Annotated in this window: 12 protein-coding genes; 7 read left to right on the forward strand and 5 right to left on the reverse strand. The window is 63.6% G+C overall.

Annotated features, from left to right (window positions below; genetic code table 11):
* Window positions 1-21 precede the first annotated feature (21 nt).
* Together HX821_RS25600 and HX821_RS25605 are read right to left on the reverse strand one after the other, a co-directional pair.
* Window positions 22-1,848, reverse strand: coding sequence for a glycoside hydrolase family 15 protein (locus tag HX821_RS25600; RefSeq protein ID WP_177036743.1), 1,827 nt, complete (start codon window positions 1,846-1,848; stop codon window positions 22-24).
* Window positions 1,841-2,641 carry a glucose 1-dehydrogenase gene (locus HX821_RS25605; protein ID WP_102369575.1) on the reverse strand — a complete coding sequence of 267 codons (801 nt, stop codon included), beginning with the start codon at window positions 2,639-2,641 and terminating at the stop codon, window positions 1,841-1,843. The genes HX821_RS25600 and HX821_RS25605 overlap by 8 nt, the downstream gene beginning before the upstream one ends.
* Before the next feature lie 161 nt (window positions 2,642-2,802).
* Between HX821_RS25605 and HX821_RS25610 the strand changes: the two genes are divergently transcribed.
* The 4 genes from HX821_RS25610 to HX821_RS25625 all read left to right on the forward strand — a co-directional run bounded on the left by HX821_RS25610 (window position 2,803) and on the right by HX821_RS25625 (window position 7,737).
* The gene (locus HX821_RS25610) at window positions 2,803-3,546 is read left to right on the forward strand and encodes a helix-turn-helix domain-containing protein (RefSeq protein WP_003208174.1); all 744 of its coding nucleotides are present in this window, start codon (window positions 2,803-2,805) and stop codon (window positions 3,544-3,546) included.
* Between the two features lie 114 nt (window positions 3,547-3,660).
* Window positions 3,661-5,109 carry an efflux transporter outer membrane subunit gene (locus HX821_RS25615; RefSeq protein ID WP_177036745.1) on the forward strand — a complete coding sequence of 483 codons (1,449 nt, stop codon included), beginning with the start codon at window positions 3,661-3,663 and terminating at the stop codon, window positions 5,107-5,109.
* On the forward strand, window positions 5,106-6,236 hold the full coding sequence (locus tag HX821_RS25620; RefSeq protein WP_177036747.1) for an HlyD family secretion protein: 1,131 nt from the start codon (window positions 5,106-5,108) through the stop codon (window positions 6,234-6,236). The genes HX821_RS25615 and HX821_RS25620 overlap by 4 nt, the downstream gene beginning before the upstream one ends.
* Entirely contained in the window at window positions 6,226-7,737 is a 1,512-nt protein-coding gene (locus HX821_RS25625; RefSeq protein WP_177029340.1) for an MDR family MFS transporter, read from the forward strand. The genes HX821_RS25620 and HX821_RS25625 overlap by 11 nt, the downstream gene beginning before the upstream one ends.
* A 296-nt stretch (window positions 7,738-8,033) precedes the next feature.
* Here the strand turns inward: HX821_RS25625 and HX821_RS25630 are convergent, their stop codons facing one another.
* The gene (locus HX821_RS25630) at window positions 8,034-8,618 is read right to left on the reverse strand and encodes a TetR/AcrR family transcriptional regulator (RefSeq protein WP_177036748.1); all 585 of its coding nucleotides are present in this window, start codon (window positions 8,616-8,618) and stop codon (window positions 8,034-8,036) included.
* A 134-nt stretch (window positions 8,619-8,752) separates the two neighbouring features.
* Here HX821_RS25630 and HX821_RS25635 point away from each other — a divergent pair, with 134 nt between their 5' ends.
* On the forward strand, window positions 8,753-9,925 hold the full coding sequence (locus HX821_RS25635) for an MFS transporter (RefSeq protein WP_102369571.1): 1,173 nt from the start codon (window positions 8,753-8,755) through the stop codon (window positions 9,923-9,925).
* Here the strand turns inward: HX821_RS25635 and HX821_RS25640 are convergent, their stop codons facing one another.
* Both HX821_RS25640 and HX821_RS25645 read right to left on the reverse strand, forming a co-directional pair.
* Window positions 9,926-10,282, reverse strand: coding sequence for a type II toxin-antitoxin system HicB family antitoxin (locus tag HX821_RS25640; RefSeq protein WP_003208166.1), 357 nt, complete (start codon window positions 10,280-10,282; stop codon window positions 9,926-9,928).
* The gene (locus HX821_RS25645) at window positions 10,279-10,530 is read right to left on the reverse strand and encodes a type II toxin-antitoxin system HicA family toxin (RefSeq protein ID WP_063028501.1); all 252 of its coding nucleotides are present in this window, start codon (window positions 10,528-10,530) and stop codon (window positions 10,279-10,281) included. The genes HX821_RS25640 and HX821_RS25645 overlap by 4 nt, the downstream gene beginning before the upstream one ends.
* Window positions 10,531-10,738: 208 nt before the next feature.
* Here HX821_RS25645 and HX821_RS25650 point away from each other — a divergent pair, with 208 nt between their 5' ends.
* A complete protein-coding gene (locus HX821_RS25650) occupies window positions 10,739-23,125 on the forward strand; it encodes a non-ribosomal peptide synthase/polyketide synthase (protein WP_177036750.1) in 12,387 nt (4,128 codons plus the stop codon).
* A gap of 2 nt (window positions 23,126-23,127) precedes the next feature.
* Window positions 23,128-24,542: condensation domain-containing protein (locus HX821_RS25655; protein WP_256344238.1), on the forward strand; the 1,415-nt coding region annotated here is incomplete at its 3' end.

Genomic DNA, 24,542 nt, shown 5'->3' on the forward strand with positions numbered 1-24,542 from the left:
GCCTTCAGATTGTGCTCGGGCTCAAGGCTGCCAAACCGTCTTCACCCCGCTCAACTTCCGGTCCAGAAACGTCGCTGCGCTGATCAGCGCCAAATGGCTCAACGCCTGCGGTGTATTGCCCAAATGCCGTGCCTGGTTATCAAACTCTTCGGCATACAAACCCAGCGGGTTGGCATAGCGCAGCAACTGTTCAAACTCCAGATGCGCCTTCTCCACTTGCCCGGCCCGGGCCAGGCATTCCACGTACCAGAACGAGCACGCTGCAAACGCGCCCTCGGTGCCTTGTAGCCCATCAATCTGGCTGTCGTCGTTGCGATAGCGATAAACCATCCCATCGCGCACCAGGCTTTTCTGGATCGCCTCCAGTGTCGACAACCAGCGCGGGTCTGTCGCCGCAACGAAGCGCACCAGTGGCATCAACAGCATCGAGCCATCCAGCGCGGTGCTGCCGATATGCTGCACGAAGTGGCCGCGTTCTTCGTTCCAGAAGTTGCTCCAGATATCGGCGTAAATCGCCTGGCGGGTCTGGTCCCAACGGGCAAACGGCGCCGGTAGCGAGCGCTTGGACGCCAGGCGGATCGCCCGGTCCAGGGCCACCCAGCACATCAGCCTTGAGTGCAGGAAGTGATGCTGCTCACCGCGCATTTCCCAGATGCCGACGTCTTTGTGGTTCCAGGTTTCGCAGACCTGGTCGGCCACCTCCACCGTGTGTTTCCAGCCCTCGTGGGAGATGGCCTCACCGTATTTGTTGACCAGGTATACCGCGTCCATCAACTCGCCGTAGATATCCAGTTGCACCTGGTCGTACGCCTCGTTGCCGATGCGCACCGGTTGCGCGCCGCCGTGGCCGCTGAGGTGGCTCAGCTCGGTTTCCGGCAGTTCCTGGCGGCCGTCGATGCCGTACAGGATGTTGATTTTCATCGGCTGATCGCAGCAGTCACCCACCCGGCCTTTCAACCAGCGCATGTAGCCGTTGGCTTCCTCGATAAACCCCAGGCGCATGAACGCGTAGACGGTGAACGAGGCGTCGCGGATCCAGGTGTAGCGGTAGTCCCAGTTGCGCTCGCCGCCGGGTGTTTCCGGCAGGCCGAAGGTGGCGGCGGCGAGGATTGCACCGTGTTTGCGCGAGGTCAAAAGCTTCAAGGCCAGGGCCGAACGATTGACCATCTCGCGCCAGCGCCCACGGTAGTTGGATTGGGAAATCCAGCCGCGCCAGAACTTCAGGGTGCGCTCCAGGCACAGGTCGGTGCAGTCGTTTTTGACTCGGGCATCGTCCAGCCCGCCGAGGACAAACTCGGCGCCTTCTTCCTGGTCGAGTTCAAAGGATGCTACGGCAGCGTCGCCATCCAGCTGCAGGGGGTGGCTGCTGGTCAGACGCAGGCCGGGTTGGTCTGCGGCCTCAAACAACACGTCGCCATCATCTTGAGTGGCCCGGGTCTGGGCGCGGGCGTAGTCATGACGCACCGCGCAGCGCATATGGATGCTCGCCTTGCCGCTGACCACCCGCACCCGGCGAATCAGGATCGGCAGGTCGTCGACTTCTTCGCTGACGGTCAAGAAATCGGTAATTTCCACCACCGCATCATTACTCAACCAGCGGGTTTGCAGCACGTTGGTGTCCGGCAGGTAAATCTGCTCGCGGCGGGCGTCGGGCAGGTCCGGCGTGAGCTGGAAGATCCCGGCGGCGGGGGAGTCCAGCAATGAGCAAAAGATGGACGGGCTGTCGAACTCCGGCCAGCAGAAAAAATCGATGCTGCCCTTATCGTTCACCAGCGCCGCGCTGCGCATGTCGCCGATGATGCCGTGGGCATCAATGGCACTTTGTGGTTCGTTTTTCAGATCAACCATTGCCACGAAACTCCGGATAAAGGCTCATGCCGCCGTCAATAAACAAGGTGCTGCCCACCACGTAGTCGGAGGCATCACTGGCCAGCCACACCACCGCGTTGGCGACATCTTCGACGTCACCCACGCGGCCATAAGGAATCAACTTGAGCAGTTCCACTTCGGCCGCGCCTTCGGTGGCGGCGCGGTTGATGGCCGTGCGGATCGCCCCCGGCGCAACGCCGTTGATGCGGATGCGCTGCTGGCTGACTTCCTGAGCCAGGGTGCGCATCAGCATTTCCACACCGCCCTTGGACGCGGCGTAATTCACGTGGCCGGCCCAGGGAATCACCTGATGCACCGAACTCATGTGGATAATCTTCCCGGCGGCCCGGGAAACGCCTTCGCGGATGCCCTGGCGATTGAAGATGCGCAAGGCGGCGCGGGCGCAGAGGAACTGGCCGGTGAGGTTGACGCCGATCACGGTGTTCCAGTCGTCGAGGGTCATGTCCACGGCAGCGGCGTCTTTCTGCATGCCCGAGTTGGCCACCAGGATGTCCAGGTGCCCGAAGGCATCAAGGGTCTGGGCAAACAGGCGCTCCACATCGGCCTCTTGCGACACATCGGCGCCAATCGCAATGGCCCGGCCGCCGTTGGCGTTGATCTGCGCCGCCAGTGCTTCAGCCGGCGCCGCCTGGGCGTTGTAGTTCAGTACCACGGCGGCTCCGGCCTCGGCCAGGGCCTTGGCGGCCCCCGCGCCGATTCCGGAACTGGCGCCAGTCACCAGCGCCACTTGTTGCTCCAACGAAATGCGCATTGCCCACCCAACCTTTTTCAGAGTGCCCAACTAGCTGACTGGCGGGGCGGCCCACAAGTTCACCGGCTGTCTGGAATGCGACGATGGCTGTCTATATCTATCGTTTTTGCCACAGGACTTTTCGCTAGAATCGACGCTTGATTGATGCGAGACCTCAGCCGATGAACAGCCCACCCCGCCCGTGGCTTGAAGCCTACGCCGACAACTACCGCAACGATGACGTGGTGCATCCCCATTGCCACGCCCAGGCGCAATTGATCCACGGCGTGTCCGGGGTGATGGTGGTCAGCACCGCCCAGGGCAGTTGGCTGGTGCCGTCCGGGCATGCGTTGTGGGTGCCGGCCGGCACCCCGCATGAGATCCGCATGGCCGGCGAGGTGCATATGCGCACGCTGTTCCTCATGCCCGAGGCCGAGCCGGGGCTGGGGCGCACCTGCCAGGTGATTGAAGTGTCGGCATTGCTGCGGGAGCTGATCGTCGCCGCCACGCAGATTGCCGGGCACCATAGCCCGCGTCTGCAGGCCATGATCGAGTTGATCCGCATGGAACTGCTCGCCGCGCCGGTGGTGGCGATGCACGTGCCGGTGCCCGGCGAAGCACGGCTGGCCAGGCTGTGCACGCATTTCATCCGCAACCCTTCTGACGACAGCAGTCTGGAATCCTGGGCCGACAGCCTGAACATGAGCGCCCGCACCCTGAGCCGGGTGTTCCAGCGGGAGTTGGGCATGAGTTTCGGTGAATGGCGCAAGCGTGCGCGGTTGGCCCTGAGCTTGAAGTTGCTGGCCCAGGGCGTGTCGATCCTGGAGGTGGCGCTGGAGCATGGTTACCAGAGCCCGAGTGCGTTCAGTGCGATGTTTCGCAAGTCGCTGGGTTATCCGCCAAGTCATTTTCGGCCCGGAGTTTAGTGTTGCGTCAGGTAACGCTATTGTCTGTTTAGCGACGATACATGGCCCTGACGCGGGCGAATCGGACAGGCCATCTGCCTAATCTGCAAGGCTCCTTCTTGAGCGAGCCTTGTGATGCACAGCCCTTCTTTTCACCCATGGATGCCCATCGCCCTGTTGAGTGTGCTGGCCGGGTGCACTGGTGTGCCCGGTCAACCGTCGACCGTCACGGCGCAGCCTGCACCGCGGCTCTCCGCCGAGTCGGCCGAGGCGTTGCCCGCCCGTTGGTGGCAGCTGTACCGCGACCCGCAACTGGACGCCCTGGTGGCGCGGGCCCTGCACCAGAACAAAGACCTCGAAGCCGCCGCCGCCCATGTCGATGCGTTGCTGGCGCAGCTGGAACAGGCAGACGGCGAGCGCCTGCCGTCGACTTCCCTGGACTATGGCCTGGCCTACGGTCGCAGCCGCGATGACCAGACGCTGGCCCAGGCGACTAACCGTCATGCCGGTGCCGAATGGAGCCACACGCCTGAGTTTTCCCTGAGCTACACCCTCGATTTGTGGGGCGAGGTGCGTTATCGCATCGCTGCGGCACGGGCGGATGCCCAGGTGGCGCGGGCGCTGGAGGATGAGCTGCGGGTGACGGTGGCCGCGCAGACGGCCCGCGCCTATGCCCAGGCCTGCGTCTATGGTGTGCGCGAACAGGTGCAGGCGCACTCGGTGCAGCTGCTGGAGCAGAGCGTCGCGGTCACGCAGAAGCTGCAAAAGGCCGGCGCGGCCACGCAACTCGACCTGGCGCGCCTGCAAGGGTTGCTGGAAGAAACCCGGGCACCGTTGCCGATGTTCACGGCCCGGCGCAGCAGCGCGCTGTATGAGTTGGCCGTGCTCAGCGGGTTGCCGCCGGAGCAGGTCACGCCACGCAGCTGTACCCAGGCCCCGCAGTTGCAGGCGCCTTTGCCGGTGGGCGAGGGTTGGGCACTGGTGCAACGGCGGCCGGACATCCGCCGCGCCGAAGGGCAATTGCGCGCAGCCACCTTGACGGTGGGCCTGTCCCGCGCCGAGCTTTACCCGCGGATCACCTTCGGCGCGATGCTCGGTTCGTCCGCCAGCAGCCTGGGCAAACTCGGGGACCGCTACGCCACGGTGTATTCCGTCGGGCCGCTGGTGTCCTGGCGCTTTCCCAACCGGCAGGTCGCCCAGGCGCGGGTCAGGCAGAGCCAGGCCGAAGCGCGCCAGGCCCTGGCACGGTTTGACGGTACGGTGCTCAACGCACTGAAGCAGGTGGAGCAGGCCATGGCCCTGTACCAGGGCGAACAGCAGCGTGGGCAGGCCCTGGCCGCCGCCCTGGACAACAACCGCCGCGCCTTCGACCTGGCCTCCCGCGGCTACCATTCCGGCGCGCTGGATGCCCTGCAACTGCTGGACAGCGAACGCAGCCTGGTGGGCCTTGAAGCCCGCGTGGCCGAGTCCGACCTGCGCTTGATCAACCGCCAGATCGACCTGTTCCAGGCCCTCGGTGGCGGCTGGCAGCGTGACGATCCAACCGCCCCCTTATCTGTCGCTGTCAATGGAGCCAAACCATGAACCAGGCTGTTGAACCCATTCGCCTGACCGTTATGCAACGTCATCGTCGCGCCCTGGTGACCACGGCTTCCCTCGCGACGCTGGTGGGGCTGGCAACCTTTGCCGGGTACTGGTGGCAATGGGGGCGTTTTCTTGAAGAAACCGACGATGCCTATGTGCGCGCTGATTGGGTCGCTATCAGCCCGCGCATTGCCGGGTATGTAGCCCAGGTGCTGGTGGAAGACAACCAGCCGGTCAAGGCCGGCGATGTACTGGTGCGTATCGACGACCGGGATTTCACCGAGCGCCTGAACAGCGCCCAGGCGCAACTGCAACAGGCGCAGGCAGCAGCGAGCGCACAGCAGGCATCGGTGCAAACCCTCGACGCGCAAATGGGCGAGCAACAGCAACGCATCGCCCAGGCCCGGGCGGAACTGAGCAGTGGCGAGGCCGAAGCCCGGCGCGCGCGGCTCGATTACCAGCGTTATCGTGAACTGGTCGCGCAACAGGTGGCCAGCGCCCAGCACCTGGAAACCGTCAGCGCCAGCCAGGCCAAGGCCCAGGCGGCCCTGGCCCAGGCCAGCGCCCAGGTCGCGCGGCAGCAGGCGCAGTTGCAGGTCTTGCAGGCACGCCGGCAACAGGTGCAGGCGCAAATCGTCGAGCATCAGGCACGCATCGGCGAGGCCCAGGCCAACCTCGCGCTGGCCCGCAATGCGTTGAAGGACACCGAGATCCGCGCGCCTTTTGACGGCATGGTGGGCCAGCGCAAGGTCCGGCGCCAGCAATACGTGATGCCCGGCCTGCCGCTGTTGGCTGTGGTGCCGGTGGAGCAGGCCTATGTGATTGCCAACTACAAGGAAACCCAGTTGCAGCACATGGCGCCGGGGCAGTCGGTGGAAATCGCGGTGGACAGTTTTGCCGGCGCACATTGGCACGGCAAAGTGGAAAGCATCGCCCCTGGCTCCGGTGCCGTTTTCGCGCTGTTGCCGCCGGACAACGCCACTGGCAACTTCACCAAGATCGTCCAGCGGTTTCCGGTGAAGATCCGTCTGGAGCCCGGCGAATCGCGGGTTCTGCCGGGGATGTCGGTCATCGCCACGGTCAACACCCGTCCTGCCGTGAGCCAGGAGCACGTTCATGGAGGCTGAAGGGCGTGTGCCGTTTCGCGCCTGGGTCGCGGTGATCGGCGGGCTGTTCGGCTGCTTCATGGCCGGGATGAACGTGCACGTCACCAGCGCCGCACTGCCGGAAATCGAAGGTGCACTGGGCGCGACGTTTGAGGAGGGTTCGTGGATTTCCACCGCTTACCTGGTGGCGGAGATCATCATGATTCCCCTCACCGCGTGGCTGGTGCAGGTGTTTTCCCTGCGCCGGGTGATGCTGTGGGGCTCGGGGATATTCCTGGTGGCCTCGGTGGCGTGTTCGCTGTCGCCCAACCTGCAAGTGATGATCCTGATCCGGGTGGTGCAGGGCGCGGCCGGGGCGGTGCTGATTCCCTTGTCATTCCAACTGATCATCACCGAGCTGCCGCCCAGCAAGATCCCGCTGGGCATGGCCTTGTTCAGCCTGGCCAACAGTGTGGCCCAGGCCGCCGGGCCGTCGATTGGCGGCTGGCTGACCGATGCGTATTCCTGGCGCTGGATCTTCTACCTGCAACTGTTCCCGGGGATCGCGTTGCTGGCGGCGGTGGCCTGGTCCATTGACCGCCAGCCGATGCAGCTGGGCCTGCTGCGCCAGGGCGACTGGCTGGGTATCGGCTGCATGGTGCTGGGCCTGGGTGCGTTGCAGATCGTGCTGGAGGAGGGCGGGCGCAAGGACTGGTTCGGCTCGCCCTTTATCGTGTGGATGACACTGCTGGCGGTGGTGGGCCTGATCGGCTTCGTTGCCCGGCAATTATGGGGCGCGCACGCCTTTATCAACCTGCGACTGTTGGGCCACTACAACTTTGGGGTGGCCAGCGTGGCGATGTTTATCTTCGGCGCCAGTACCTACGGCCTGGTGTTCCTGGTGCCCAACTACCTGTCGCAATTGCAGCACTACAACGCCAGCGAAATTGGCGTGAGCCTGATCGCGTATGGTCTGGTGCAACTGATCATGGCGCCGTTTTTGCCGCGCCTGATGAAGTGGGTCAGCGCCAAAATGCTGGTGGCTTCGGGGTTCGCGATCATGGCTTTGGGCTGCTGGATGGGTGCGCACTTGTCGGCGGACAGCGCCAGCAATGTGATCGTGCCCTCGATCGTGGTACGCGGCATGGGCCAGCCGCTGATCATGGTGGCGTTGTCGGTGCTTGCGGTGCATGGGCTGGCCAAGGCGCAGGCGGGGTCGGCGTCGGCGGTGTTCTCGATGCTGCGCAACCTGGGGGGCGCGGTTGGCACGGCGCTACTGGCGCAATTGGTGGTGGTGCGCGAGCGGGTGCATTCGGCGCGTATTGGCGAGTCGGTGACGCTGTTTGACCCGACCTTGCAACAGCAGCTTCCCGGTGGCGGGGTGCTGCAGGATCAATTGCCGGAACATCAGGTGGTGCTGAACCTGCTGGACCAGAGTGTTCGTCATCAGGCGTTTTTGATGGCTTACAGTGATGCGTTCTTTCTGGCGTGCGTGGCGTTGGCGGCGTGTGGGGTGGCGGCGTTGATGTTGCGGCGTATCTAGGGGCAGTGCTGTGGGTGACTTTCCGGCGTTCGGCCAGCGTGGTTTAACGGGACGCTCAAGGTCAAGAACACAGCGGCCTCCCGGCCGGCTTGAGTGGGGCACGGTCAAAAATGTGGGAGCGGGCTTGCTCGCGAAGGACGTTAACGATGACGTTGGCGTCCTGAATGAACGCGGCGGCCTCCCGTTTTTCGCCGGCAAGCCGGCTCCTACAGAAAAGCAGCGCTGCTTTTGATCTTGATCTGACTGTCTCATTCAGCCCGGCGCGGGTGAGCAACCGTGTCGAATCGCAAGCCATTTCAGCGAACGACATTGGGCTTCAACCCGCGCAACAACAACTCCAGCCCCTGCAAGGCTTCTTCCAGCCGCGCCCCCGGGTGTTCATCCTGGGCGATCCACAGCGATGCGCTCACCAGGCTGCCATTGATCAGCCTCGCCAGCGCCTGGCTGCACGCCTGCTCGACTAGGTCCGCCTGCATCAAGTCATCGAGCAAACGGCGCAGCGAGTCCACGCATTGCTGCTGGTCAGTTGCGCCCAGCACCGCCGGGGCATCCTGCAATACGATGCGCTGGACCTCGGGATCCTGAGCCATGCGCAAATAAACCCGGCAGCGCTCGCAAAACCCTTCCCAAGGATCAACCGCCTGCTCCGAGATACGTTGCAGGCTCGCGTCCATTTCACCGTCGAGCTGCGCAACCACTGCCGCGAGCAAGCCTTTCTTGTCGCCAAAATGATGGTACAACGCACCCCGGGTCAGGCCGGCGCGAGCGGTGAAATCGTCCATCGACGTCTGGGCGTAGCCTTGTGTGGCGAAGGCCTGGCGGGCGCTGGCGATCAGGCGGGCGCGGGTGTCTTCGATCATGTCGGCACGGGCTCGGCTCATGGGTAAGGCTCACAATAGGTGATTGACATACGACGCGTATGTTACGCATGATTTGTCACATACGCACCGTATGTATTTTGCCCCGAACACCTCGAATAGCAAGTTTCAGGGCGCTCAGGAAGAGGTTACACACCATGGCAAACCCCTACGCCGAGCTGTTCCAGGCGCCAGGTTCCAGGGCTTTTGTATTGGCGGGCATGCTCGCCCGCATGCCGATCTCCATGACCGGGATCGGCTTGATCACCATGCTGTCGCAAGTGCACGGCGGTTACGGTTTGGCCGGTGCGGTGACCGCTACCTTCGCCCTGGCCACCGCGTTTTGCGCGCCCCAGGTCTCACGGTTGGTGGACCGTTATGGCCAGGGCCGGGTGTTGCCGGTGGCCGCGTCCATCGGCGGCGGCGCGCTGTTGCTGCTGTTGCTCTGCACCCGGGTGCAGGCGCCAACGTGGACGCTGTTCGTCTTTGCCGCGCTGGCCGGCTGCATGCCCAACATGTCGGCCATGGTGCGGGCGCGCTGGACCGAGCTGTATCGCGGCCAGCCCAAACTGCAAACGGCGTTTGCCCTGGAGTCGGTGCTCGACGAGGTGGTGTTCATCATTGGCCCGCCGGTCTCGGTGGGTCTGTGCGTGCTGCTGTTCCCCGAAGCGGGGCCGTTGATTGCCGCGCTGTTTCTGGCAGTGGGCGTGACCGCCTTTGTGCTGCAACGCCAGACCGAGCCACCGGTGCATGAACATCACGCCGAGCACGGCCGTTGGCTGATCGCCTCGCCCTCGGTGTTGATCCTGATGGTGCTGTTGATGGCCATGGGCATCATCGTTGGGGTGGTGGATGTGGTCAGTGTCGCGTTCGCCCAGCATCAGGGCCAGCCCGCCGCGGCGAGCATTGTATTGTCGGTATACGCCATCGGTTCGTGTCTGGCCGGGCTGGCGTTCGGTGCGCTCAAGTTGAAAGCACCGCTGCCGCGCCAGTTCTTGTACTGCGGCGTGGCCACCGCCGTGACCACGTTGCCGTTGTTGCTGGTGACGAATATTCCGGGGTTGGCGGCCGCGATCTTCATCTCCGGCCTGTTCTTCGCCCCGACCCTGATCGTGTCCATGGCCCTGGTGGAACAAATCGTTCCGCCCAGCCGCTTGACCGAAGGCATGACCTGGCTGATCACCGGCCTGAGCATCGGCGTGGCCATTGGTGCTGCCAGCTCCGGCTGGATGATCGACCGCTTCGGCGCACCCAGCGGGTTCTGGGTGGCGCTGGCGGCGGGTGCGGTGGTGCTTGGGGCGGCGGTGCTGGGGTATCGGCGGCTGGGGTGATTACCCGGTCACCAGTGCGCCGCGATGTTGCAGGAATTCGTTCAGCGCCTGGCGCGTGAGATCGTTCAACGTGACTTTTTGCCGGGTCGCGGCGAGGGCGGCGGCCAGGTGGAGGTCATGGCCGACACGGACGTTGAACGAACCCTTGCAGGGCTTTTCCGGTGCTTGCCCAAGGGCCTGGCAGGTCTCGATGTAGTCGTCCACGGCGGTGCAAAAGGCGGCGTCCAGTTCGGCGACGGTTTTGCCCTCGTAGCTGACCAGGGCCTTGATGAAAAGCAGCTTTCCGAACAGGCAGTTGTCTTCGATGCTGGCTTCGATGGAGCCGATGTAGCCTTTGTGTTTCAGCTGGTTGTTCACTGAATCAGTTCTCCTGATTTCAATTGTTCGATGATCTGGCGCCGAATGTAGTGTTTCAGTTCGTTGCCGGGGTGAGGCTTGTGCAGGGTGATCATTGCACTGGGGTCGCCTATGTCGAACCTGACCCGGCTACCCGCCCCTTCGATTTGCGTGTATCCCAGGCGCCGCAGCAGCGTGACGAGTTCGGGCCAGGTAAAGGCCGATTGCTCATTGAGCAGTTTGGCCAGCAGCTTTTCATTTTTCGACACGGCGATTCTCGCCTGCAACTAAATGTAGTTGCAATTGATGGGTTGCGTCAATGATAGGACAGCTGCGCCCAGCCTCTCGGTGTTTGATGTAACCCTTGATGACACCGTGGTCTGCGCCCCCAATCCCCGCTAATTTTTCCCTTCCGGATTCGTTTTATAGGGACGACGTGCCTTTGTGCTTCCTGCCTATTGCCCCGGATCCCAAGAAATGAACGCTGAAGACTCCTTGAAACTTGCTCGCCGGTTTATCGGGTTGCCCCTGGAAAAACGCCAGATGTTCCTCCAGGCGCTACACAAGGAAGGGGTGGATTTTTCCCGGTTTCCGATCCCGGCAGGGGTGGAGGCCGAGGACCGGCAGGCGCTGTCCTATGCGCAGCAGCGGATGTGGTTTCTGTGGCAACTGGACCCGGCCAGTGGCGCCTATAACCTGCCCGGCGCGGTACGGCTCAAGGGCGCCTTGAGCCTGCCGGCGATCGAGCAGGCGTTCGCCAGCCTGGTGGCCCGCCATGAGACGTTGCGCACGGTGTTCCAGCGCCAGGCGGATGATCGTCTGTTGCAAGTGGCCGCGCAGTCGCCGCTGGTTGTCGAACAGTTGGACTTCAGCGCCCTGGCACCCGCCGAGCGTGAGCAGGCGGTGATGCAGGCCGCTACCCGTCAGTCGCTGTTGCCCTTCGACCTGGCCAACGGCCCGCTGCTGCGGGTGCAATTGCTCAAGCTGGCCGAGCAGGAACACGTGCTGCTGCTGACCTTGCACCACATCGTGTCCGACGGCTGGTCGATGAACGTGCTGATCGACGAGTTCATTCGCTGCTACGACGCCCATGAGCGCAACGAGCCGCCGCAACTGCCGGCCCTGCCGATCCAGTACAGCGACTACGCCCTGTGGCAGCGCCGCTGGCTGGAGGCCGGCGAGCAGGCTCGTCAGCTGGAATACTGGCAGGCACGCCTGGGAGATGAGCACCCGGTACTGGAACTGCCCATCGACCATCCACGCCCGGCGATGCCCAGCTACCAGGGCACCCGGCATGACTTTGCGATTGATCCGGCGCTGGCTGCGCAGTTGCGCAGTTGCGCGCAAAAACACAATGTGACCTTGTTCATGTTGCTGCTCGGCGCGTTCAACGTGCTGCTGCATCGCTACACCGGGCAGGGCGACATTCGGGTTGGCGTTCCGATTGCCAACCGCAACCGCAGCGAAGTCGAAGGGCTGATCGGTTTCTTCGTCAATACCCAGGTGTTGCGCACCGAACTGACCGGGCAAACCCGCGTCGACGAGTTGCTGCAAGGCATCAAGGAACACGCACTGGGCGCCCAGGCCCATCAGGAATTGCCGTTCGAACGCCTGGTAGAAGCCTTGAAAGTCGAGCGCAGCCTGAGCCACACGCCGCTGTTCCAGGTGATGTACAACCATCAGCCGCAAGTGGCGGACATCGCCGCGGTCAACACCGCCTCCGGGCTTGAACTGTCCCTGGTGCAATGGCAAGGCCGTACCACCCAGTTTGACCTGAGCCTGGACACCTACGAGAAGTCCGGCACCCTGCACGCCGCGCTGACCTATGCCAATGACCTGTTCGACGCCGCCACCATCGAGCGCATGGCCCGGCACTGGCTCAGCCTGTTGCAGGCGATGGTCGCCGATGGCAGCCAGCGCATCGGTGAACTGCCGATGCTCGCCGCCGCAGAGCAGCACGTGCTGGTGCATGACTGGAACCAGACGGCCGAAACGTACCCGACCGAACGTGGCATCCACCACCTGATCGAAGACCAGGTACAACGCACTCCGCACGCCGTTGCCCTGGTGTTCGGCGCGACGCAGTTGACCTACGCGCAGCTCGACGCGCGCGCCAACCAGTTGGCCCATGCCCTGCGCGAGCAGGGTGTTGGCCCGGACGTACTGGTGGGGATCTGCATCGAGCGCTCCATCGAAATGGTGGTCGGCCTGCTGGCGATTCTCAAGGCCGGCGGCGCCTACGTCCCGCTGGACCCTGAATACCCCCGCGAACGCCTGGCTTACATGATCGAAGACAGCGGCATCGGGCTGCTGCTCAGCCAGCAGAGCCTGCTGTCGACCTTGCCGGTCGACGGCATTAACGTCATCGCACTCGACCAGGCACAAGGCTGGCTCGACGATTACGGCCGCGAGCCTCTGGCCGTCAACGTGCACGCGCTGAACCTCGCCTATGTGATCTACACCTCCGGCTCCACCGGCAAGCCCAAGGGCGCAGGCAACAGCCATCGTGCGTTGGTCAACCGCCTGTGCTGGATGCAGCAGGCTTATGGCCTGGAAGCCAGCGACGCAGTGTTGCAGAAAACCCCGTTCAGCTTTGACGTGTCGGTGTGGGAGTTCTTCTGGCCGTTGATGAGCGGCGCACGGCTGGTGGTCGCAGCACCCGGCGAGCATCGCGAGCCGGCTCGCCTGATCGAGACCATTGGCGAGCACGCTATCACCACGCTGCACTTCGTACCGTCGATGCTGCAGGCATTTATCCACGAGCCGGGCGTGCAGGCCTGCGCCAGCCTCAAGCGCATCGTATGCAGTGGCGAGGCGCTGGCGCTGGATGCGCAGTTGCAGGTGTTCGCCAAGCTTCCGGGCGCCGGGTTGTACAACCTCTACGGCCCGACTGAAGCGGCCATCGACGTCACCCATTGGACCTGCATCGACGAAGGTGCCGACAGCGTGCCCATCGGCCGCCCCATTGCCAATCTGGGAACCTACATCCTCGACGCGCAACTCAACCCTGTGCCGGCAGGCGTCAGCGGTGAGCTTTACCTCGGTGGCACCGGGCTGGCCCGCAGTTACCACCGGCGCCCGGCGTTGACCGCCGAGCGTTTTGTGCCGTGCCCGTTCAATGACGGCGCGCGGCTGTACCGGACCGGCGACCGGGTGCGCCAGCGCGCCGACGGTGTGATCGAATACCTCGGCCGCCTCGATCATCAGGTCAAGCTGCGCGGCCTGCGTATCGAGCTGGGTGAAATCGAGACCCGCCTGATGCAACACCCGCTGGTGCGCGAGGCCGTGGTGCTGGTGCAGGGGGGCAAACAGTTGGTTGCTTACCTGGTGCTGGAGGGAGGCGAGCCTGCCACGCTGTGGCAACCGGAGCTCAAGGCGTGGCTGTTGAACAGCCTGCCGGAATACATGGTGCCCACCCACCTGATGCCGCTGGTGAAATTGCCGGTGACCGCCAACGGCAAGCTCGACCGCAAGGCCTTGCCGTTGCCGGAAGCTGCGCCGCAGCAGGCGTTTGTGGCGCCACAGGATGCATTGCAAAAAGCCCTGGCGGCGATCTGGGAGGATGTGCTCGGTCTTGAGCGCGTCGGCCTCGAAGACAACTTCTTCGAGCTGGGCGGCGATTCGATCATCTCCATCCAGGTGGTCAGCCGTGCGCGGCAGGCCGGCATCCGCGTCAGCCCGCGTGACCTGTTCCAGTACCAGACCGTGCGCAGCCTGGCACTGGTCGCCACCCTCGATAAACGCTCGGCGGTGGATCAGGGGCCGGTGAGCGGTGATGCCGTGCTCGGGCCGATCCAGCAGCATTTCTTCAGCCGCGGGATGCCGGTGCGCGAACACTGGAACCAATCGCTGCTGCTGACTCCCCGTGAGGCCTTGAATGTGCAGTGGCTCGATACAGCGCTGACGCACATCATCAATCACCACGATGCCTTGCGCCTGCGTTTTACCGAAAGCACCGAGGGCTGGCAGCAAAACCACGATGCTCCAGTGGCAAGCGCTGATCTGTGGCTACGCGATGCCGAGTCGGCGGAGCACCTGAATACCTTGTGCAACGAGGCGCAGCGCAGCCTTGACCTGCAAAACGGCCCGCTGTTGCGAGCCTTGCTGGTCACGCTGGCCGATGGCAGCCAGCGCCTGGCGCTGATCGTTCACCACCTGGTGGTCGACGGTGTGTCCTGGCGCGTATTACTGGAAGATCTGCAGCAGGCTTACGAACAATTGGCGGCAGGCGGCGGCATTGAGCTGCCGCCGAAAACCAGTGCATTCCAGGACTGGACTGCGCGGCTCGAACAGCAAGCGCAGCGCTTCGATGAACAACTGATGTACTGGAAAACCCAGCATCAGGATGCGAAGGATCTGCCGTGCGACCGACCTGACGCCAGCCTGCAAAATGCGCAGGGTGAAAAAATCGAGTGGCGACTCGACGCAGCACGGACCCGTCAGTTGCTGCAACAGGCGCCCGCCGCGTACCGCACGCAGGTCAATGACCTGCTGCTCACCGCGTTGGCCCGCACCATCAGTCGCTGGAGCGGTCAGGCAGGCACGCTGATCGAGCTTGAAGGCCATGGCCGCGAAGACCTGTTCGATGACATCGACCTGAGTCGCACCGTGGGTTGGTTCACCAGCCTGTTCGCGGTCAACCTCACCGCCCGCGATGACCTCGACGGTTCGATCAAGTCGATCAAGGAGCAACTGCGCGCGGTGCCGGACAAAGGCCTGGGCTATGGCGTGCTGCGTCATCTGGCGTCCCCGGCAGTACGCGCCGAGCTGGCGGCACTGGCGCCACCGCGGATCACCTTCAACTACCTGGGCCAGTTCGACCGTCAGTTCGACGACGCGGCCTTGTTTGTGCCGTCTGCCGAAACCAGCGGTGTGGCACAGGATCTGGCGGCACCATTGGCCAACTGGCTGACGGTTGAAGGCCAGGTCTATGGCGGCGAACTGTCGATGAGCTGGGGCTTCAGCCGCGAGATGTTCGACAGCGCGACCGTGCAGCAACTGGTGGACCGCTATGCCAGCGAGCTGCATGCACTGATCGAACACTGCTGCACCTTGCCGGCCGCGCAAGCCACGCCATCGGACTTCCCGCTGGCGCGGGTGACCCAGGCGCAACTGGATGCGCTGCCGGTGCCGGCCGGCCAGCTCGACGATCTCTATCCGCTGTCGCCCATGCAGCAAGGGTTGCTGTTCCATACCCTGTACGAACAGGCGGCGGGTGAGTACATCAACCAGTTGCGCGTCGACGTGCAGGGCCTGGATCCCGAGCGTTTCCGCGCCGCTTGGCAGGCCACCGTCGATGCGCAAGACATCCTGCGCAGCGGTTTCGTCTGGCAGGGCGAGCTGGCGCAACCGCTGCAGATCGTGCACAAGCAGGTGCAACTGCCGTTCGCCACCCTGGATTGGCGGGCCCGTGACGATCAGCCGGCGGCCCTCGCGGCGCTGGCCGATGCCGAGCGAGCGCAAGGGTTTGACCTGGCCTGTGCGCCCCTGCTGCGCCTGGTACTGGTGCAGACCGGCAGTGACCAATGGCACCTGATTTACACCCATCACCACATCCTGATGGACGGCTGGAGCAACTCGCAGTTGCTCGGCGAAGTATTGCAGCGCTATAGCGGCCGCACACCGGCGAATGCCGGCGGCCGTTATCGCGACTACATCGCCTGGCTGCAACGTCAGGACGGCCAGTTGAGCCAGGACTTCTGGAGCGAACAACTGGCCGCGCTGCAAGCGCCGACCCGGCTGGCCCGCGCGGCCACCGCTGGCGAGCGCCAGAGCGGTCACGGCGACCATTACCTGACGCTGGACGAGCAACGCACCCAGGCGCTGGAAGCGTTTGCCCGCCAGCAGAAAATCACCGTCAACACCCTCGTGCAAGCCGCGTGGCTGCTGTTGCTGCAACGCTATACCGGACACGAAGCAGTCGCGTTCGGTGCGACCGTGGCCGGTCGTCCGGCGGACTTGCCGGGCATCGAGCAACAGGTCGGCCTGTTCATCAACACCCTCCCGGTGATCGGCGCACCGCGTCCCGATCAAAGCGTCGGCCAATGGTTGCAAACGGTACAGGCGCAGAATCTCAGCCTGCGTGACTTCGAACACACGCCGCTGGCGGACATCCAACGTTGGGCCGGGCAGGGCGGTGAAGCGCTGTTCGACAATATCCTGGTGTTCGAAAACTATCCGGTAGCCCAGGCGCTGAGCCAGGCCGGGCAGGGGCTGGTGTTCGGCGATGTGGGCAACCTGGAGCAGACGCACTACGCGCTGAGCGTGGCGGTGACCCTCGGCCGGCAGCTGGCGTTGCATTACAGCTTCGACCGCGGCCAATTCGCGAGCGAGGTGGTCGAAGGCATCAGTGCGCATTTGCTGCAACTGCTTGAGCAGTTTGCCGAGTCGGCAGAACGCAACCTGGGTGAAATCGCCCTGGCAAGCCGCGACGAACAGGCCCGCCAGCAAGCGCAGAACCATCCACAGCCGTACCCGGTGGACATCGGCGTGCATCAGCGCATTGCCACCCTGGCGGCCGAGCGCCCGCAACGCACAGCGGTGATTTTCAACGATCGGCAGTTCAGCTACGGTGAAATCGACCAGCGCGCCAACCAACTGGCCCACGCGCTGATCGCCCGCGGCGTTGGCGCTGAAACCCGTGTGGGTGTGGCGTTGCCGCGCAGCGAGTCGGTAATTGTGGCGTTGCTGGCGGTGCTCAAGGCCGGCGGCGCTTATGTGCCGCTGGACACCCTCTACCCGCGCGAGCGCCTGGCCTACCTGATCGAGGATTCGGGGCTGGCGCTGCTGATCAGCGATTCGTCGGTGTCGGCGCAGTTGCCGGTTGCCGAATCGGTACCCTTGCTGGAGCTGGACCGTCTTGATCTGCGTGAGCAGTCGATCAAGGCACCCTCGGTGCAGCTCGACCCGCACAACCTTGCGTATGTGATCTACACCTCCGGCTCCACTGGCAATCCGAAAGGCGTCAGCGTTGCCCACGGTCCATTGGCCATGCATTGCCAGGCCATCGGCCAGCGCTATGAAATGCGCGACAGCGACTGTGAGTTCCACTTCATGTCGTTCGCCTTCGACGGTGCCCACGAGCGCTGGCTGACCAGCCTGACTCACGGGGCTTCGCTGCTGATTCGCGACGACACGCTGTGGACGCCGGAGCAGACCTACAACGCCATGATCGAACACGGCGTGACCGTGGTCGCGTTCCCGCCGGTGTACCTGCAACAACTGGCCGAACATGCCGAGCGCGTCGGCAATCCACCGAAGGTGCGCATCTATTGCTTTGGCGGTGACGCGGTGCCGAACGCCAGTTTCGAGCGGGTCAAGCGTGCGCTCGATCCGGACTACATCATCAACGGCTACGGCCCGACCGAAACCGTGGTCACCCCGCTGATCTGGAAGGCCGGTCGCGAGGTGCCGTGCGGTGCTGCCTACGCGCCGATCGGCAGCCGCATCGGTGACCGCAGCGCCTATGTGTTCGACGCCGACCTGAACCTGTTGCCCCAAGGCATGGCCGGTGAGCTGTATCTGGGGGGCACCGGCCTGGCCCGTGGGTACCTCAACCGACCGGGGCTGACCGCCGAGCGTTTTGTCGCTGACCCGTTCAGCGCCGCTGGCGGCCTGCTTTACCGCACAGGCGACCTGGTGCGCCAGCGCGCCGACGGCACGTTCGACTATCTGGATCGTATCGACAATCAGGTGAAGATTCGCGGCTTCCGCATCGAGCTGGGTGAGGTCGAAGCGGCGCTGCAAGCCCTTCAGGGTGTGCGCGAAGCGGTGGTCGTGGCCCAGGAAGGCAGCGCCGGTAGCGGCAAGCGCCTGGTGGCTTACGTGGTCGGCGATTCAACCCGTGCCGGTTTCAGCGAAGACCTGCGTGCGCAGCTCCAGGCTTCATTGCCGGCGCACATGGTGCCGGCGTATGTCTTGTCTCTGGAACGCATGCCGCTGACACCGAACGGCAAGCTGGATCGCAAGAACCTGCCCAAACCGGATGTCAGTCAACTGCAACAAGCCTACGTCGCTCCGCGCAACGCGCTGGAGCAGCAACTGGCGACGATCTGGCAAGACGTGCTCAAGCTTGGGCAGGTGGGCATCAGCGACAACTTCTTCGAACTGGGTGGCGATTCGATCATTTCGATCCAGGTGGTCAGCCGTGCGCGGCAGGCGGGGATTCGCTTCAGCCCCAAAGACCTGTTCCAGCACCAGAGCATCCAGGCGCTGGCCGTGGTCGCACAGACCGGTGAGACGCTGCCGTCGATCGATCAGCGACCGGCAACCGGCACCACGGTGCTGTTGCCGATTCATCAGCAATTCTTCGCTCAGGAAATACCCGATCGTCACCACTGGAACCAGTCGGTGATGCTCAAGCCGGCGCAGGCACTGGATGCACACGCACTGGAGCAGGCGCTGGAGGCTTTGGTGGCGCATCACGACAGCTTGCGCCTGGATTTCGTCGAACGGGCTGACGGCTGGTCGGCACACTACCGTGACGTCGCGGCGCACACGGATCAAACGCTTCTGTGGCCAGTGGAGGTCGCGGACCTCGCAGCCCTTGAGGCACTGGGTGACGAAGCCCAGCGCAGCCTGCAATTGAACGGCGGCTCGCTGATACGCGCGGTGCTGGCGAACCTGGCGGACGGCACTCAACGGCTGTTGCTGATTATCCATCACCTGGTGGTCGATGGCGTGTCGTGGCGGATTCTGTTCGAGGATCTGCAGAACGCCTACCGGCAAATCCTTTCAGGCGCAGGTGTGCAGTTGCCGGCCAGGACCAGTGCGGTCAAGGCCTGGGCGGCGGCATTGCAGGGCTACGCCACAACCCCTGCGCTGCAGGCCGAGCTGGGTTTCTGGCAACAACAGTTGCAGGGCGCTTCGCCAGCCTTGCCGTATGACCGTCCGAACGGCGGGCAGCAACATGATCAGGCCCTGACCTTTCGTAGCAAGCTGGACCGGGCCCTGACCCGCCAGCTGTTGCAGGATGCGCCGGCGGCCTATCGCACCCAGGTCAACGACGTATTGCTGACCGCGCTGGCGCGGGTGATAACGCGCTGGACCGGTGACGACAATGCGTTGGTGTTGCTTGAGGGGCACGGTCGCGAAGACGTGTTCGAGCACATCGACCTGACCCGTACCGTGGGCTGGTTCACCAGCGTGTTCCCGGCGCGGCTGTCGCCGGTTGCGGATCTCGCTGGGTCGCTCAAGCAGATCAAGGAGCAGCTGCGGGCAATTCCGCATAGGGGCATCGGCTTCGGCGCACTGGCGCACCTGGGCGATGAACAGACTCGGGAGTCTCTGCAAGCCTTGCCGCTACCGTGCCTGACCTTCAACTATCTCGGTCAGTTCGACGCCAGCTTCGATACCGCCGACGACGCCCTGTTTGTGCCGACCGGCGAATCCGGCGGTGAAGAAGTCAACCTGCAGGGGCCGCTCGGCAACCCGCTGGCGCTCAACAGCAAAGTCTTCGGTGGTGAACTGGACCTGAGCTGGACCTACAGCGGCGCGATGTTCGATGCCGCGACCATCCAGCGCCTGGCCGACGACTATGTGCAAGAACTGACGGCGCTGATCGGCCATTGCTGCGACAACCCCAACCGGGGAGTGACGCCGTCGGATTTCCCGTTGGCGCAACTTTCTCAGGCCCAACTCGATGCGCTGGTGCTCGAACCTCAAGGCATCGACGACATCTACCCGTTGTCACCGATGCAGCAGGGCATGCTGTTCCACACCTTGCTCGAACAGGGGAATGGCGATTACATCAACCAGATGCGCCTGGATATCGATGGCGTCGATCCGCAACGCTTCCGCGCGGCCTGGCAAGCCGTGGTGGATGCCCATGACATCCTGCGTACCGGGTTCATCTGGCAAGGCAATCTTGAACAACCGATGCAGGTGGTACAGCGTCAAGTGCAGGTGCCGTTCCGTGTGCTCGACTGGAGCGGTCACGCCGATCGGGATGCGGCACTGCAAACCCTGGCCGATGAAGAGCGCGCCCAAGGCCTGGACCTGAACTGCGCGCCCTTGATGCGCCTGGTACTGGTACGCACGGCAACTGATCGTCATCACCTGATCTACACCAACCATCACATCCTGATGGATGGCTGGAGCAGCGCGCAGTTGCTCGGCGAAGTGTTACAGCACTACAGCGCAGAAACCGTGGCACGACCCGTTGGCCGGTATCGTGATTACATCGCGTGGCTGAAGCGGCAGGACGCATCGCTCGGCGAAGCGTTCTGGAAGGAGCAGTTGCACGCCCTGGATGAACCGATTCGCCTGGCGCAGATGTTTGCCCGTCCGGCGCAGGGCATCGCCACCCACCTTTACGCTCACCACCACCTTTACGCTCACCACCACCTGCACCTCGATGAGCAGCAAACGCGCCGTCTGGGCGACTTTGCCCGAGAGGCGAAAGTCACCGTCAACACTGTGGTCCAGGCTGCGTGGCTGTTGCTGTTACAGCGTTACAGCGCAAAGTCCTGCGTCGCCTTCGGCGCAACCGTGTCGGGGCGCCCGGCGGACCTGGCAGGCGTCGAGCAACAGATTGGCCTGTTCATCAACACCTTGCCGGTCATTGCCAGCCCGCGCTCCGAGCAGAGCCTGGGGGATTGGCTGCACAGCGTCCAGGCGCAGAACCTGGCGTTGCGGGACTTCGAGCACACCGCGTTGTTCGATATCCAGCGCTGGGCGGGGCAGGGTGGTGAAGCGCTGTTCGACAACATCCTGGTGTTTGAGAACTATCCGATTTCAGAAGCCCTGGAGAAAGGTTCGCCTCAGGGTCTGCGCTTTGGTGCCGTGGGCAATCTGGAGCAAACCAACTACCCGCTGACCCTGCTGGTGGGCCTGGGCGCCGAGCTGACCGTGCAGTTCAGCTATCAATGTGCGAGCTTCACACCTGTGTCGGTGGAGCAGATCGGCGTGCACCTCAAGCGTCTTCTGCTGCAAATGAGCAGCGATGCCGCACGGCCACTGGGTGACCTCACGCTGTTGGACCCGAGTGAAACCCGCCAGCAATTGCAGGACTGGAACGCCACCGCAAGCGTCTACCCGGGCGAGCACTGCATTCATCGTCTGTTTGAGGCGCGGGCACGGCAGACGCCGGATGCCACGGCGCTGCTGTTTGCTGATCAGGCGCTGACCTACGCTCAACTCAATACCCAGGCCAATCGCCTGGCGCATCGTTTGATTGAACTCGGTGTCGGCGCTGACCAACCGGTGGGTATCGCCCTTGAGCGTGGGGTGGACATGATCGTCGGGCTGCTGGCGATCCTCAAGGCCGGTGGCGCCTACGTGCCGCTCGATCCGCACTATCCGGTGGATCGCCTGGCCCACATGATTGAAGACAGTGGGTTGCAGTTGCTTCTGACTCAGGCATCGTTGCTGCGCCAGTTGCCGATTCCGGCAGGGGTGCACACCGTCTTGGCGAGTGCAATGGATGAATCGGTCAGCCCTGAACAGGCGGCCAATCCGCAGGTGTCGGTGGACGGCGATAACCTGTGCTACGCCATTTATACCTCGGGCTCTACCGGCAAGCCCAAGGGTGTGATGGTACGCCATGGTGCCCTGGTGAATTTCGTTGCCAGCATGGCCCGCGAACCAGGCATCGAGGCAAGTGACCGCCTGCTGTCGCTGACCACCTTCTCGTTCGATATTTTCGGCCTGGAACTGTACGGCGCGCTGTTCAGCGGTGCGGCCGTGGTGCTGGTGGACAAACAGAGCGCCCACGACCCTGAAGCATTGCTGGGGATTATCGAACAGCAGCAGGTCAGTATCGTGCAGGCCACGCCGTCGACGTGGCGCATGTTGCTTGAGCATCCCATGGCCGAGCGTCTTGCCGGACGCACATGCCTGTGTGGCGGCGAGGCATTGGCCGAGGACCTGGCCGAGCGCTTGCTGGCGGTCGCAGGCCCGGTCTGGAACCTCTATGGGCCCACGGAAACCACGATCTGGTCGGCGGCTTATCCACTGACCACAGACAAGCGCTTGCCTTACCTCGGCCGGCCGATTGCCAACACCTCGCTGTACATCGTCGGCGAGCACTTCGCGCCGAACCCTGTCGGGTTGATCGGTGAATTGCTGATTGGCGGTGATGGCCTGGCGCGCGGGTACCACGAGCGGCCGGCGCTCACCGCCGAACGCTTCCTGCCGGATCCATTTGGCAATGGCACACGGCTGTACCGCACCGGTGACCTTGCGCGACATCGCATCGACGGTGTGATCGAGTACATCGGCCGGGCAGACCACCAGGTGAAAATTCGTGGCTTTCGCATCGAGTTGGGAGAGATCGAAGCGTGCCTGTTGGCGCAGGACGCGATCCGCGAGGCGGTGGTGGTGCCTCAGCAAGGGCCGGGTGGCACGCAGTTGGTGGCCTACCTGATTGCGGCCGGTACTGAGGCGGCCGAGGCGCAGTCGTTGGTGGCGCTGCGCGACGAGCTGAAGGCGCGGCTCGCCTGCGACCTGCCGGACTACATGATTCCGGCGCACTGGATGCTGCTTGAGCGCTTCCCGCTGACGCCCAACGGCAAGCTGGACCGCAAAGCCTTGCCGCTGCCCGACGCCAATCAGTTGCTGCGGGCCTATGTGGCGCCGCAAGGGGCGCTTGAGCAGAGCGTCGCACAGATCTGGCAAGAGGTGCTCAAGCTTGCGCGGGTAGGGCGCGACGACAACTTCTTTGAATTGGGCGGGCATTCCCTGCTGGCGACCCAAGCGACAGCCCGCCTGCAAATGGAGCAAGGCGCAGCCGTGCCCCTGGACCTTTTATTTCGAACCCCATCGCTGTCGGAGTACGCCGCGCAACTGGCGGTGCACCTGACACCTCACTCCAGCGAAGACTTGAGTGAGATGCATGACTTCCTGGCAGACCTGGAGACCCTTTGAAAATGACTCAGCTCGATAACCTGTCTCTGGTTCAGCGATTCATCCGTTTGCCGCTCGCCCAACGGCAAGCGTTCCTGCAAAAGCTGCACAGCAAAAACATGAGTTTTGCCGCGTTGCCGATTCCGGCGATGCGTGACGAGTTCGAGCATATCGGCCTGTCCTACGCCCAGGAGCGCCAGTGGTTCCTCTGGCAATTGGACCCTCACAGCGCGGCCTACCATGTGCCGACGGCGCTGCGGTTGCGCGGTGCACTGGACGTGCCGGCGTTGCAGCGCAGCTTCGATGCATTGCTGGAGCGCCATGAGGTGCTGCGTACGGTGTTTGTCGACGGGCCGGAAGGGCCGCTGCAGGTTGCGCACGCATGCCTGAGCCTGCCGGTCACGACGGTGGTGCTGGAAGCGGTGCCGGACGCCGCAGCGCTCAAGGCGTTGATTGACACTGAAATCACTGCGCTGTTCGACTTGCAGCAGGGCCCGCTGTTGCGGGTCAAGCTGTTGCAACTGGCACCGGACGACCACGTGCTGGTGCTCACCCAGCACCACATCATTTGTGACGGCGCATCGGCGCAGATCATGGTTCACGACCTGGTCAAACTCTATGCTGCCCACAGCACCGGCCAGGCGCCGGACCTGCAGGCGCTGCCGATTCAATACGCCGACTATGCGATCTGGCAGCGCAAATGGATGGAAGCCGGCGAGCTTGCGCGGCAATTGGGTTACTGGACCGAACGCCTGGGTGATGGCGGTGAAGTGCTGCCTTTGCCTGCTGACCGCGCCCGTCCGGCGGTGCAGAGTTACCGCGGTGCGCGGCTGGACCTCGCCATCGATGCCGGGCTGACCGAACGCCTCAAGCGCGTGGCCCAGCGCGAAGGCTGCACCTTGTTCATGCTGTTGCTCGCCTCATTCCAGGTATTGCTGCACCGTTACAGCGGCCAGTCGGACATCCGCGTGGGCGTGCCGGTGGCCAACCGCAACCGTCTTGAAACCGAAGGCCTGATTGGCTTCTTCGTCAATACCCAGGTGCTGGATGCGCGGATTCAGGGGGCAATGCCTTTCGATCAATTGCTGGCGCAGGTCAAGCAGGCTTCGCTGGGCGCCCAGGCTCACCAGGATTTGCCGTTCGAGCAATTGGTGCAAGCCCTCGCACCGGACCGACACATGAGCCACAGTCCGTTGTTCCAGGTGATGTTCAATCACCAGAGCGGCGATGCCGCCCAAGCGTTGCAACTGCCAGGCTTGCATGTCGAGAGCCTGGATTGGAGCTCGCACACGGCGCAATTCGATCTGACCCTTGGCACGCACGAGACCCAGGGCGCATTGGCCGCCACATTCACCTATGCCACTGATTTATTCGACACTGGCACCATCGAACGCCTGGCCGCTCACTGGCTGAACCTGCTGCAAGGTATCGTCGCCGA

The sequence above is a fragment of the Pseudomonas sp. B6001 genome (genome assembly GCF_013386015.1).
GTDB lineage: Bacteria > Pseudomonadota > Gammaproteobacteria > Pseudomonadales > Pseudomonadaceae > Aquipseudomonas.

Coding starts and splice junctions, on each gene's coding strand:
- HX821_RS25615 (WP_177036745.1), top strand. CDS start 3,661: ATGCACAGCCCTTCTTTTCACCCATGGATGCCCATCGCCCTGTTGAGT.
- HX821_RS25635 (WP_102369571.1), top strand. CDS start 8,753: ATGGCAAACCCCTACGCCGAGCTGTTCCAGGCGCCAGGTTCCAGGGCT.
- HX821_RS25650 (WP_177036750.1), top strand. CDS start 10,739: ATGAACGCTGAAGACTCCTTGAAACTTGCTCGCCGGTTTATCGGGTTG.
- HX821_RS25605 (WP_102369575.1), bottom strand. CDS start 2,641: ATGCGCATTTCGTTGGAGCAACAAGTGGCGCTGGTGACTGGCGCCAGT.
- HX821_RS25610 (WP_003208174.1), top strand. CDS start 2,803: ATGAACAGCCCACCCCGCCCGTGGCTTGAAGCCTACGCCGACAACTAC.
- HX821_RS25630 (WP_177036748.1), bottom strand. CDS start 8,618: ATGAGCCGAGCCCGTGCCGACATGATCGAAGACACCCGCGCCCGCCTG.
- HX821_RS25625 (WP_177029340.1), top strand. CDS start 6,226: ATGGAGGCTGAAGGGCGTGTGCCGTTTCGCGCCTGGGTCGCGGTGATC.
- HX821_RS25620 (WP_177036747.1), top strand. CDS start 5,106: ATGAACCAGGCTGTTGAACCCATTCGCCTGACCGTTATGCAACGTCAT.
- HX821_RS25600 (WP_177036743.1), bottom strand. CDS start 1,848: ATGGTTGATCTGAAAAACGAACCACAAAGTGCCATTGATGCCCACGGC.